The 12,160-nt window shown below is 68.4% G+C and carries 11 protein-coding genes; 4 read left to right on the top strand and 7 right to left on the bottom strand.

The window, feature by feature from the left end:
• Positions 1-68 precede the first annotated feature (68 nt).
• Positions 69-1,109, top strand: a complete 1,041-nt coding sequence (locus AKJ13_RS05380; protein WP_007568179.1) for an aspartate-semialdehyde dehydrogenase — start codon at positions 69-71, stop codon at positions 1,107-1,109.
• Positions 1,110-1,186: 77 nt separating this feature from the next.
• Here the strand turns inward: AKJ13_RS05380 and AKJ13_RS05375 are convergent, their stop codons facing one another.
• From AKJ13_RS05375 to AKJ13_RS05360, 4 genes are all read right to left on the bottom strand, one after another.
• On the bottom strand, positions 1,187-1,909 hold the full coding sequence (locus AKJ13_RS05375) for an ABC transporter ATP-binding protein (protein ID WP_050732417.1): 723 nt from the start codon (positions 1,907-1,909) through the stop codon (positions 1,187-1,189).
• Complete coding sequence (locus tag AKJ13_RS05370) at positions 1,902-3,953, bottom strand: branched-chain amino acid ABC transporter ATP-binding protein/permease (RefSeq protein ID WP_050732416.1); 2,052 nt, start codon at positions 3,951-3,953, stop codon at positions 1,902-1,904. The genes AKJ13_RS05375 and AKJ13_RS05370 overlap by 8 nt, the downstream gene beginning before the upstream one ends.
• A 5-nt stretch (positions 3,954-3,958) precedes the next feature.
• The gene (locus tag AKJ13_RS05365; RefSeq protein ID WP_050732415.1) at positions 3,959-4,831 is read right to left on the bottom strand and encodes a branched-chain amino acid ABC transporter permease; all 873 of its coding nucleotides are present in this window, start codon (positions 4,829-4,831) and stop codon (positions 3,959-3,961) included.
• Positions 4,832-4,936: 105 nt separating this feature from the next.
• A complete protein-coding gene (locus AKJ13_RS05360; RefSeq protein WP_050732414.1) occupies positions 4,937-6,154 on the bottom strand; it encodes an ABC transporter substrate-binding protein in 1,218 nt (405 codons plus the stop codon).
• Positions 6,155-6,654: 500 nt separating this feature from the next.
• Between AKJ13_RS05360 and AKJ13_RS05355 the strand changes: the two genes are divergently transcribed.
• Positions 6,655-8,481 carry a nucleotide pyrophosphatase/phosphodiesterase family protein gene (locus tag AKJ13_RS05355; protein WP_050732413.1) on the top strand — a complete coding sequence of 609 codons (1,827 nt, stop codon included), beginning with the start codon at positions 6,655-6,657 and terminating at the stop codon, positions 8,479-8,481.
• Positions 8,482-8,599: 118 nt separating this feature from the next.
• Here AKJ13_RS05355 and AKJ13_RS05350 read toward each other — a convergent pair whose 3' ends face one another.
• The 3 genes from AKJ13_RS05350 to AKJ13_RS05340 all read right to left on the bottom strand — a co-directional run bounded on the left by AKJ13_RS05350 (position 8,600) and on the right by AKJ13_RS05340 (position 10,130).
• Positions 8,600-8,881 carry a DUF2312 domain-containing protein gene (locus AKJ13_RS05350; protein WP_039904239.1) on the bottom strand — a complete coding sequence of 94 codons (282 nt, stop codon included), beginning with the start codon at positions 8,879-8,881 and terminating at the stop codon, positions 8,600-8,602.
• Between the two features lie 116 nt (positions 8,882-8,997).
• On the bottom strand, positions 8,998-9,306 hold the full coding sequence (locus AKJ13_RS05345) for a DUF1244 domain-containing protein (protein ID WP_050732412.1): 309 nt from the start codon (positions 9,304-9,306) through the stop codon (positions 8,998-9,000).
• 59 nt (positions 9,307-9,365) lie between these two features.
• Positions 9,366-10,130: an N-formylglutamate amidohydrolase gene (locus AKJ13_RS05340; protein ID WP_050732411.1), complete on the bottom strand. Its 765-nt coding sequence runs from the start codon at positions 10,128-10,130 to the stop codon at positions 9,366-9,368.
• 193 nt (positions 10,131-10,323) lie between these two features.
• Between AKJ13_RS05340 and AKJ13_RS05335 the strand changes: the two genes are divergently transcribed.
• Positions 10,324-11,643, top strand: coding sequence for a glycerate kinase (locus AKJ13_RS05335; RefSeq protein ID WP_050732410.1), 1,320 nt, complete (start codon positions 10,324-10,326; stop codon positions 11,641-11,643).
• 31 nt (positions 11,644-11,674) lie between these two features.
• On the top strand, positions 11,675-12,100 hold the full coding sequence (locus tag AKJ13_RS05330) for a DUF1036 domain-containing protein (protein ID WP_144426187.1): 426 nt from the start codon (positions 11,675-11,677) through the stop codon (positions 12,098-12,100).
• The last annotated feature ends 60 nt before the right edge of the window (positions 12,101-12,160 follow it).

Raw genomic sequence — 12,160 nt, 5'->3', positions numbered from 1 at the left:
TTCGGCCGAGTTTGCTGGCAAGAGCGCGGCACCCGGATCGGTCGGGGTTTTCCGCGCGGAGACGAGAGATGGGTTACAAGGTCGCCATCGTAGGCGCCACGGGCAACGTGGGCCGTGAGATGCTGGATATCCTGGCCGAGCGGGCCTTCCCCGCCGACGAGGTCGTGGCGCTGGCCTCGCGCCGCAGCCAGGGTCAGGAAGTCTCCTTCGGCGACAAAACGCTCAAGGTCAAAGCCCTCGACACCTACGATTTCTCCGACACCGATATCTGCCTGATGTCGGCGGGCGGCGAGACCTCCAAGGAATGGTCGCCCCGGATCGGCCAGCAGGGCTGCGTGGTGATCGATAACTCGTCGGCGTTCCGCTACGACGCGGACGTGCCGCTGATCGTCCCCGAGGTGAATGCCGACGCGGTGGTGGGCTTCACCAAGCGCAACATCATCGCCAACCCGAACTGCTCGACCGCCCAGCTGGTCGTCGCCCTCAAGCCTCTGCACGAGGCGGCCACGATCAAGCGCGTCGTGGTCTCGACCTACCAGTCGGTGTCCGGCGCCGGCAAGGAGGCGATGGACGAGCTGTTCAACCAGACCCGCGCCGTGTTCACCGCCGGCGACATCAAGGAAGGCGGCAAGTTCACCAAGCGCATCGCCTTCAACGTCATCCCCCACATCGACGTGTTCATGGAGGATGGCTACACGAAGGAAGAGTGGAAGATGGTCGCCGAGACCAAGAAGATGCTCGACCCGAAGATCAAGCTGACCGCCACCGCGGTCCGCGTGCCGGTCTTCATTGGGCATGCGGAGGCGGTGAACGTCGAGTTCGAGCGTCCGCTCTCGGCCGAGAAGGCCACCGAGATCCTGCGCTCGGCGCCGGGCGTCCTGGTGATCGATAAGCGCGAGAACGGCGGCTACATGACCCCGCACGAGGCGGCGGGCGAGGATGCCACCTACATCTCGCGCATCCGCGAGGACGCGACCATCGAGAACGGCCTGAACTTCTGGTGCGTGTCGGACAACCTGCGCAAGGGCGCCGCGCTCAACACGGTGCAGATCGCCGAGGTGCTGGTGAACCGCAAGCTGCTGAACCGGGCCAAGCCCAAGGCCGCGTAAGACACCGCGATTAACGCGTTGGACGGCCGCGATCGGAGACGATCGCGGCCGTTCCCGTTTTCAGGGCGCCGGACGGCTCAATGGCCGCCGCCGAGATAGGCGGCGCGCACCGCCGGGTCGCTCTTGAGCTGGGCGGCCGGGCCCTGGAAGCGGATCCGGCCGTTCTCCAGCACGTAGGCGTGGTCGGCGACACCGAGCGCCGCCATGGCGAATTGCTCGACCAGCAGCATCGTCACGCGCTCCTCCTTGAGCTGGCGGATGATGCGGAACACCTCCTCCACCAGCTTGGGCGCCAGCCCCATGGAGGGCTCGTCCAGCAGCAGGATCTCGGGGCGCAGCATCAGGGCACGGCCCATGGCGAGCATCTGCTGCTCGCCGCCCGAGAGCGTCCCGGCGAGCTGGGTGCGCCGCTCTTTGAGACGTGGGAAGAGGCTGAAGGCGCGCTCGCGGTCGGCGGCAACATCGCCCTTCGGCCGGGACCCGGTCAGCCGCGGGAAGGCGCCGAGCGTCAGGTTGTCCTCGACCGACAGGGTCGGGAACACACGGCGGCCCTCCGGCGAATGCGCCAGGCCTTCGCGGGCGACGTCGTGGCTGTCGAGCCCACCGATCTCGCGGCCGTTCAGGCGGATCGTGCCGGCGCGCGGGCGGATCATCCCTGAGAGCGCCCGCATGGTCGTGGTCTTGCCGGCGCCGTTGGAGCCGATCAGCGTGACCACCTGGCCCTTCGGCACCTGGAACGTGAGGCCGTGCAGGACCTCGATCTGGCCGTAGCCGGCGTGGAGATCGGAGACCTCAAGCATGGGCGTGCTCCGGGCTGCTGCCGCCCATGTCGTCGGGGGCGCCGAGATAGGCCTCGATCACCTTGGGATCCTGCTGCACGTCGCGGGCGCCGCCCTCGGCGATCTTGTGGCCGAAATCCAGGACACTGACCCGGTCGCACAGGCCCATGACCACGTCCATGTGGTGCTCGATCAGGATCACCGTGATGCCGGCGTCGCGGATCTTGCGGATGATTGCCACGAGGTCGGCGATGTCGGGCGCGGTGAGGCCGGCGGCCGGCTCATCGAGCAGCAGGAGCACGGGGTCGAGGGCGAGCGCCCGGCCGATCTCGAGAAGGCGCTGCTTGCCGTAGGGCAGGTTGCGCGCTTCCTCCTGGGCGAGGGCTCCAAGCCCCATGAAGTCCAGGATCGACATGGCCCGGGCGCGGGCCTCGCGCTCCTCGCGCCGTCGACGGGGCGTGCCGAGGATCGCGTCGAAGATCGTGCCCCGGAAGGTGTGGTGCAGGCCGACCAACACGTTCTCGAGCGCGGTCATCTCGTGGAACAGCTGCACGTTCTGGAAGGTGCGGGCCACTCCCGACAGGGCGATCTCGGAGGGCGTGCGCCCGTCGAGGCGCCGGCCGCCGGCGACCGCCAGCGTCACCGACCCGGCCGTGGGTTTGTAGATGCCGGTGAGCACGTTCATCATCGTGCTCTTGCCCGAGCCGTTCGGCCCGATCAGGCCGTGGATCGTCCCCGGCTTCACGGTGAGGTCGATCCCGGCGAGCGCCTTCAGGCCGCCGAACTGCATCAGCACCTGCTCGACCTTCAGCAGTGCGTCCCCGCCGGCATCGCCGCGCTGGGCGATCAGCGCCGCACCGCCGGCGGCGAGATCGCGACCCTCTGCCGTGTGGGCCGGCCGCAGCGCCGGGATCTTCTGGCGCAGGAAGCCGACGATGCCGTCCGGCAGGTAGTAGACCACGAACAGGATCATCAGGCCGAAGACCGTCAGGCGGAAATCGGTGACCGATTGCAGCGCCAGGGTCGCCGGCAGGAACAGCACGCACAGCACCACCGGCACCAGGATCGCGTAGCGGTTCGGCTGCTTGCGGATGAAGGCGAGGGCGCCGACCATCACGGCCGCGGCCGCGATGAGGCCCGCCATGATCCGGACGAGCTCGATATCGGCCAGGATGTTGGGCATCATCACGATGATCGCGGAGCCGATCAGCGGCCCGGAGCGCGACTTGCGCCCGCCCATGGTGACCGCAAGCAGAAACAGCACCGTGAGCTCGAAGCCGTAGGAGTTCGGCGCGACGTAGCGCTCCGACCAGGCGAACAGCGCCCCGGCGAGGCCGGCGAGCGCCGCCGAGACCACGAAGGCGTAGACTTTGTAGCGGTAGACGCTGACGCCCATGCAATCGCAGGCGATCGGCGAGTCGCGCAGGGCCTCGAAGGCCCGACCGAAGGGCGAGCGCACCACCCGGTTCACCACCAGGATGGTGAGCAGCAAAGCCGCGCAGACGAGATAGTAGAATTCCAGCTTGCGCCCGGCCGCGCCCCAGGGCGCCTGCATGCCGATCAGCGAGAAGTCGAGCACCCGGGCCGGCGGCAGAGTGATGCCCAGCGGCCCGTTGGTGATCGGGGTCAGCTCGTTGATAAAGATCTGGATGATCGTGCCGAAGGCCAGGGTTACCATCGCCAGGTAGGGCCCGGTCACCCGCAGCGCCGGGACCGCCAGCAGGATTCCGAATGCCGCCGTAACGCCGATGCCGGCGAGCAGCCCCAGCCAGATGCCGATCTTGAAGTGCAGGAACAGCGTCGCGGCCGCGTAGGCCCCGATGCCGAACAGGCCGGCATGGCCGAGGGAGACCTGGCCGGTATAGCCCACCACGATGTCGAGCCCGAGGATCAGGATCGCGTAGATCGCGATCACGGTCAGCAGGTGGATGTAATAGGTGCTCGTCACCACGAGGGGGAACGCCACCAGGGCGACGACCAGCAGCACGGCGCCGATCAGCCCGAGGCCGCGGGCGTTCGTGGCGGGCGGGTGCGCGGCGACGGGCGCGAGGGCGGAATGCGCCATGACGGTCAGACCTTCTTGATCACGGCCTTGCCGAACAGGCCGACCGGGCGGATCGAGAGCACAACGAGGAGGAGGATCAGGCCCGGCACGTCCTTGTAGCCGGTCGAGATGTAGAAGCCGGTCAGCGTCTCCGCGACGCCGAGGATGAGGCCGCCGACGATCACGCCGAGGCCGGATTCGAGCCCGCCGATGATCGCCACCGCGAAGGCCTTGAGCGCGAGCACCGCCCCCATCGTGGCGCCGGTCAGCGTCACCGGGGCGACGAGCACCCCCGCGAAGGCCGCCGTCATGGCGCTGATCGAGTAGGACAGGGTGATGATCCGCTTGGTGTTGATGCCCATCAGGCCGGCGGCGTCGATGTCGTTCGAGGTGGCCACGACTGCCTTCCCCCAGATCGACTTCCGGTTGAAGATTTCGACGCAGAGCATCATCAGCAGCGCGCCGGCGACGATCAGCATCTCCATCGGCAGCACGCGGATGCCGCCCATCTCCACGGCCGCGTCGGGCAGCGGGGAGGGGAATTTCAAATCGTCCCGGCCCCAGATGTTCTCGGCAAGGTTCCGGAAGATGATGCCGAGCGCGATGGTGGCCATGATCCACCCGTACTCGGACTTGATCTTGATCGCCGGGCGCACCGCGAGGCGCTCGACCACAGCTCCGAGGGCGAAGCCGAAGACCAGCACGAGCGGGATCATCAGCCAGTAGCCTGTGAACGGCGCAACCGTCAGGCCGAACAGGGCGCCGAGCGCCAGGGCCTCGCCCTGGCCGAAATTCAGGGTCTTCGAGGTGGCGAAGGTGAGCTGGTAGCCGAACGCGATGGCGGCGTAGATCATGCCGACCGCGACGCCCGAGGCGACGAGCTGAAGGAAGATGGTCATGGTGTCGAAGCCGTCCCAGGCGTCACGGGGCAGGCGGGCAGCCGGCCGTTCGAGCTCAGCTGCCCGTCGTTCGGACCCGCGCCGGGGGGCACGGGTCCGCGCGCGTCAGTTCGAGGACTTTTCCTTGACGCGGACGACGCCTGCGTTCTTCGCGTCTTCCGGCTTGGCGTAGACGATCTTGCCGTCCTGGACTTTGCCGAACACGACCATGTTGCGCGAGATCGCGTTGTGGTCCTTCGCGGTGAAGGGGTGATCGTAGGTGGTCACCACGCCCTCGACCTTGGTGTTCAGGTTCTCGAGCGCTTCGCGAATCTTCGGGCCGTTGGTCGAGCCGGCCTGCTTGATCGCCGCGGCGATCAGGTAGACCGAATCGTAGCCCTGGGCCCCGGCCACCGGGGTCGGAATCTTGGTCACGCCGTAGGTCTTGTAGTAATCGTCGAGGAAGGACGCCCGCTTGGGCAGCGTCTTATCCTCGATGAACGTCTGGGGCATGATCACGCCGTTGCCGTTGGTGCCGGCGATATCGATGAAGCTCTGCATCGAGGCCGGCCAGGACGCGATGATCGGCACCTTCCAGCCGAGCTTGGCCATGCCGTTGGCGATCTGGGCCAGCTCCGGGCCGATGCCGTAGGCCAGGATCACGTCGGCGCCGGCCTGCTGCGACTTCAGCAGTTGGGCCGTCATGTCGACGTCCTTGATGTTGAACTTCTCCACCGCGACGGGCTTCACGCCCTTGGTCGCGAGGTACTTTTCGATATCCTCGCGGCCGAGCTGGCCGTAATTCGTCGAATCCGCCAGGATGGCGATCTTCTTGAAGTTCTGCGCCAGCGCCTCGTCGACCATCATGCCGGCCTGGAGAACGTCGTAGGCCGAGTTCCGGAAGACGTAATTGACGTCGTAATCCGGCTCCTTGAACTGATTGGTGATCACCGTGCCGGTGGCGACGTTGTTGAACACCGGGATCTCGGCTTCCTGGTAGAAGCGCTGGGCAGCCAGGGCGACGCCGGTGTTGATGAAGCCCACCGTGGCGACGACCTTCTCTTTGTTGATCAGTTCCTGCGCGACCTGGGCGCCGACCTCGTTCTTGGCCTCGTCATCGCGCTCGATCAGCTGGATCGGGCGGCCGAGCACCCCGCCGTTCTTGTTGATTTCGGCGGCGGCCAGCTTGGCGCCGTCGCGCATCGAGACGCCCATGGACGACGAGCCGCCCGTATAGGGCCCGGTGAGCCCGATCTTGATCGGGTCCGCAGCCTGCGCCGGCACGAGCCCCAGCGCCGTGGCGCCGAGCAGGGCGCCCACAAGGGCGCGTTTCGTCAGGATCATCGTTTCCTCTCCCAAGCGCGTCCCGGGCCGCGTTCCGACCCGCGGATCCCGTGTGGCGTATCGATCGTGTTGAATCCGCTGTGCGCCTGCAGTCGACGCGCCGGTCGTGGCCGCGTCTCATGAGCGTTCAAGCGTCCGCGGGCTGCCCTTCAATGTGGCATACCGGATGCGGTTACTCACTCTTTCAGCAAAGATCGCGCTAACGTCAAGGTCTCAGCGACGGCGTTACGCGACGGCCGCCGTTCTCTGTGGAAGAGGCGCCGTCCTCAGCATTTAACAGCCGGCACGATCATGTGAATGGACCGAAACGGGGCGGATTAAGACTCGGTCCTGTACGTATTTTCGCGGTTCTTCGGGGCTGCTTCAGCCGATCGCCCAGTCTTGCGCCCTTCTGTGGGCTGCAATCCCGCCGGCTTGGCAGAGCTCAAACGCCGGGCGCCTGTCATCGCGTTGTGATCTTCGCCGGCCACGCCGCTGCCCGGATCGGTCGGAGATTCGTCATGCGTCGCGTCATCGTTGCCTGCCTCGTCGGATTGTGCGCCTCCGGCGCCGCCCGTGCCGAGACGCGGCCCCACAACGTCATCCTGTTCGTGGCCGACGGCCTTCGGGCGGGGATGGTGAACCCGCAGACTGCGCCGACCATGGATCGGCTGATGAAGACCGGTGTGCGCTTCACCAACACGCATTCGATGTTTCCGACCTTCACCATGCCGAACGCCACCGCGATGGCGACCGGCCACATGCTCGGCGATACCGGCCAGTTCGGGAACACGATCTACACCGCCTTCCCGGTGCCCGGAGCCGGCGACAGCCTGACCCCGTTCCTAGAGAGCGACCCGGTGCTCGGCGACGTCGACGAGCATTTCGCCGGCAATTACCTCAACGAGGAGACGATCCTGAAGGCCGCCCGGGCCAAGGGTTTCTCCACCGCCAGCATCGGCAAGCTCGGACCGTCCCTGGTCTTCGACCACACCGAACGCACCGGCCAGTACAACATCCACATCGACGACAGCACGGGCCGGGCCGGCGGCATCCCGCTCGGCGACGCGTTCCGCGCCCGGCTCAAGGAGGTCAACCTGCCGGATCAGGCGCCGACCCGCGGCGCCAACGGCCAGGCCGGCACCGCCGAGACGCCCGGCACGGTCGCGGCCAATGTCGAACAGCAGGGCTATTTCGCCGCCGTCGCGACCAAGGCCGTGCTGCCGCTGTTCAAAGCCCGGCAGAAACCGTTCGTGCTGGTGTTCTGGTCGCGCGATCCCGATGGGACGCAGCACAACCAGGGTGACAGTCTCGGGCGGCTGGTGCCCGGGATCAACGGGCCGACGAGCCTGGCCTCCATCCGCAACGCCGACGACAACCTCGCTACCCTCCAGGCCGCCGTGCGCGAGCAGGGGCTGGCCGAGACCACGGACATCGTCCTCACCTCGGATCACGGCTTCTCCACGATCTCGAAAGAGAGCGCGACGAGCTTCGCGGCGTCGCAGACCTACAAGGGCGTGCCGGCCAAGCAGCTGCCGCCGGGCTTCCTCGCGATCGATCTCGCCCACGACCTCGGCATGACCCTGTTCGATCCGGACGCGAAGGGCGCGAAGCTCGATGCCGGGGTCTTCCCGAGCCGCGCCAACGGCCTGATCGGCTCCGATCCGGTCAAGCCCGACGTGGTGGTCGCGGCCAACGGCGGCTCGGACCTCGTCTACGTGCCGAGCAACGACAAGGCGCTCGCCCGCAAGGTGGTGGAGGCCCTGTCGCGCCAGGATTACGTCAGCGGCCTGTTCGTCAGCGACTCCCTCGGCGCGATCCCCGGAACCCTGCCGCTCTCATCGATCGCCCTCGACGGGTCGGCCCTGACCCCGATGCCGGCGATCGTCGTGAACTTCCGCAGCTTCTCGACCGGCTGCGCCGATCCCACCACCTGCGGTGTCGAAGTATCGGACACCACACTGCAGCAGGGCCAGGGCATGCACGGCAGCTTCGCGCGCTCGGATACCCGCAACGTCATGGGCGCGGTCGGCCCGAGCTTCCGGGGCGGCCTGGAGAGCGACATACCGGCGAGCAACGCCGATCTCGGCAAGACCATCGCCCGGATCCTGGATCTCGACATCCCCAACAAGGGCAAGCTGGTCGGCCGCATCCTGACCGAGGCGATGGTCGACGGCGCCAAGCCGGCGGCCCAGAAACATATCCGCCGCTCGGAGCCGGACGCGGCCGGCATCGTGACGGTGCTGAACTACCAGACGGTGGGCGAGACCCGGTATTTCGACGCTGCCGGATATCCGGGGCGGACCCTGGGCCTGATCGAGGAGACGCACGCCGCGGGCGGGCATTGACCTCCGACGGAGGCGATCACTGAACAAGCCAAGGGCCGTACTCGCGTGGGGTACGGCCCTTGGCAGTCTCAATTTGATCCATCCGCCGACCCGCTATCCGGCTCGGCAACGGCCGGGGCTACGCCATGCCGAGGGCCTGCATGTAGAGCTCGAGGATCGCCTCCTGCTCCTGGCGCTCGCTGTGATCCTGCTTGCGGATCCGGATGATCGTGCGCACCGCCTTCGCGTCGAAGCCCCGGCCCTTCAATTCGGCGAACACCTCCTTGATGTCGCCCATGATGCCGGCCTTCTCCTCCTCGAGGCGCTCCAAGCGCTCGATGAACTGCTTCAGCTCGTCGGCGGCCACGCCCTCGGCCGACGAGACGTCGCCGCCGGGCCGCTGGGCTGCTGCGGTGGGCATCGAATGGGCGTTCATGGGGCTCTCCGGGATGCGCGGCGCGGTTGCGCCCTGGACCGGTGGTTAACGGGCCGAACTTACCGGAAGCTTAGCCGATTCTCGCCGCCCCTCTCGCCCGGTCAGTGATCCTTGGCCTGGGACGCCGAAAAACCCGCCTGCTGCTCGGGGCTCGCCTCCGTCTGGTGCTTCGCCTTCCAGTCGCTGTAGGGCATCCCGTACACGGCCTCGCGGCTCTCGTCCTTGGTGAGCGGCACGCCCTTCGCGTCGGCGGCATCCTTGAGCCAGTTCGACAAGCAGTTCCGGCAGAAGCCCGCCAGGTTCATGAGGTCGATATTCTGCACGTCGGTGCGGTTGCGCAGATGCGACACGAGCCGGCGGAACACCGCGGCTTCGAGTTCGGTCTGGGTCTGTGGGTCGATCTCGGGCATCGTGGAACGCTTTCAGGTAAGGGCCGTCGGCACGGATCTCGGGATCGGCCGCGTCCGGATCAAGCCGCGATCAGCGGGCGCAGGATGCGGGCGAAGCGCTCGGCCCATTCCTCCTGGCCGGCCGCGCCGGCGATGAGGTCCTGGCGGATCTCCACCAGGGCGTTGGGCAGGCGGCGGGCGGTGGCGTGGCGGTCGATCGTGTCGCCCGGCAGGCCGCCGCCATAGGGCTGGTTGTCGCCGACCGTGAGCCCGGCCGGGTCGGCCGCGAGCGCCTCGATCAGCGGCCGGGCGAAGCGCTCATCCCGGTCGTACAGGATCCCGACCTGCCAGGGCCGGGCGATGCCGCGCCAATAGGGCGTGAAGCTGTGCATGGTCAGGATCACCGGCGGGCGCCCGGCAGCCTCGGCGGCCGCGACTGCTTGGTCGATCGCCGCGTCGAACGGCGCGTAGAAGCGCGCGATCCGGGCCTGCTTGCCGGCCTCGTCGATCCGGGCGTTGCCCGGCACCACGGCGCCGTCGGACAGGCGCATCACCAGGGTCGGGTCGGACCGGCCGCGGTTCGGGTCGATGATCAGGCGAGAGAAGTTCGTCAGGATCGCGGGCACGCTCAGCCGGGCCGCGAGCCCCCGGGTCACCGCCGCCGCGCCGATATCGTAGGCGATGTGCCGGCCGAACTCGGATTCCGGCACGCCGAGCTCGATATCCGCGGGCACGAAGTTCGAGGCGTGGTCGCAGGCGATCACGAGGCCGCAGGCGGGATCACCCGGGATGATCTCGCACGGGTGCGTGGCCGGGGGGCGCGCTTCGATCTCCGGACGGGTCACGGGGCTCCGAGGGTTGGATCTGTGGGACGGCGCCGATCGCGCTTGCCGTGAGGCGGCGGCTCGGGCAGATCACCTGACAAGGCGTGATGCCTATCAAAGAACGTGCGCTCACGGCAACAAACGGGCCCGCCGCCCACCAACGAATGGGCGGGGATCGCACGCGCAAATCACAGTGAGGAGCCCGTCCGACGCCATGCCCGAGACCGTCCCGCCCATCGCCGATCCTGCCATCCTCAAGCAGCGCGCACTCCTCGAGACCCTGCTGTATGCGGGCATTCGCGCCGCTCATCCGGATCTGTGCCTGCCCGCGCACCTGCCGGCGCCGAGCCCGGGGCGCCTGATCATCCTGGCGGCCGGCAAGGCGGCGGGCAGCATGAGCGCGGTGGCGAGCCGGTTCTACCGGCAGCAGCACGGGCTGGGCGACGACCGGATCGTCGGCCTCGCGGTGGCCCGCCACGGCTACGGGCAGGACGCGCCGGGCATCCACATGGTCGAGGCCGGCCACCCGGTCCCCGACGAGGCCGGAATCGCCGCCACCCAGGAGGCCCTGCGGCTCGCCACCGAGGCGGGGCCCGACGATGAGGTGCTGGTCCTGCTCTCGGGCGGCGGCTCGGCCAACTGGATCGCCCCGGCCGGGGATCTGACCCTCGCCGAGAAGCAGGCGATCACCCGGGCGATGCTGCGCTCCGGCGCGCCGATCGGCGAGATCAACACCGTCCGCAAGCACATCTCCCGGATCAAGGGTGGCCGGCTCGCCATGGCGGCCCGCAACGCCCGGCGGGTCCTGACGCTCGCGATCTCCGACGTGCCCTTCGACGATCCGGCGGTGATCGCCTCGGGCCCGACCGTGCCCGATCCCTCGACCCTGGCAGATGCCCGGGCGATCTGCGAGCGCCGGGGCATCCCGCTGCCGGAGACGGCGATCCGGCTGCTGAACGATCCGAACAACGAGACCCCGAAGGCCGGCGACCCCGCTTTCGCCCGGGCCGAGTATCGGATCATTGCCCGGCCGATCGACGCCCTGGAGGCTGCCGCCGCGGCCGCCCGGGAGGCGGGCTACGAGCCGATCATGCTGGGCGCCGACCTCGAAGGCGAGGCAAGGGAGGTCGCCGCCGTGCATGCCAGCGAGGCCAAGCGCTACAAGGCCCTCGGCCAGCGCGTCGCGCTGATCTCGGGGGGCGAGCTGACCGTGACCATCCGGGGCGAGGGCCATGGCGGCCCGAACCAGGAATACGCCCTCGCGCTGGCGGTGGCCCTCGACGGCGAGCCCGGCATCTTCGGGATCAGCGCCGACACCGACGGCACCGATGGCGGGCGCGGCCTCGCCACCGACCCGGCCGGCGGCCTGGTCGATCCGACCACCCTGGACCGCGCCCGCGCCGCCGGCCTCGACCCCGCCGCGATGCTGGCGCAGAACGACTCGACCGCGTTCTTCGCGGCTCTTGGCGACCTCGTGAACCCCGGCCCGACCCGTACCAATGTCAACGATTGCCGCATCCTCCTCGTCGGGTAGTTATTCTCGGAGCGGAGCCGCGTCGCCGCTCATGCTGTCGGTGGTCCTGGGGGTCGGCGTCGCTCTGCTCGGCGTCGGCCCCGCCAAGGCCGATCTGCGCCTGTGCAACCAGACCGCCAGCAAGGTCGGCATCTCGCTGGGCTACCGGGACCCGCAGGGCTGGGTCACGGAGGGCTGGTGGGATCTGGCGCCCAAGGCCTGCGAGACCCTGCTCAAGGGCGCGTTGGCGGCGCGGTTCTACTACGTGTTCGCGGTCGACTACACGCGCGGCGGCGAGTGGAGCGGGCGCTCGCTGATGTGCACCCGCGATTCGGAGTTCACGATCCGCGGCGTCGAGGATTGCCTCGCCCGTGGCTACGACCGGAACGGTTTCTTCGAGGTCGATACCGGTGAGCAGAAGAGCTGGACCATCCAGCTCACCGATCCCAACCGGGCGGACGCGCCGGCCAAGCCGTGAGGGCGCCGCTGCGCCCTTGACGCTGCCCCGGGCGGGATGCCTACACCGCCACCCAACGAA

This window comes from Methylobacterium sp. ARG-1, assembly GCF_001262595.1.
Lineage (GTDB): Bacteria > Pseudomonadota > Alphaproteobacteria > Rhizobiales > Beijerinckiaceae > Methylobacterium > Methylobacterium brachiatum.
The sequence above is the reverse complement of the archived record's forward strand: the minus strand, read 5'-3'. Positions and strand labels throughout refer to the sequence as shown.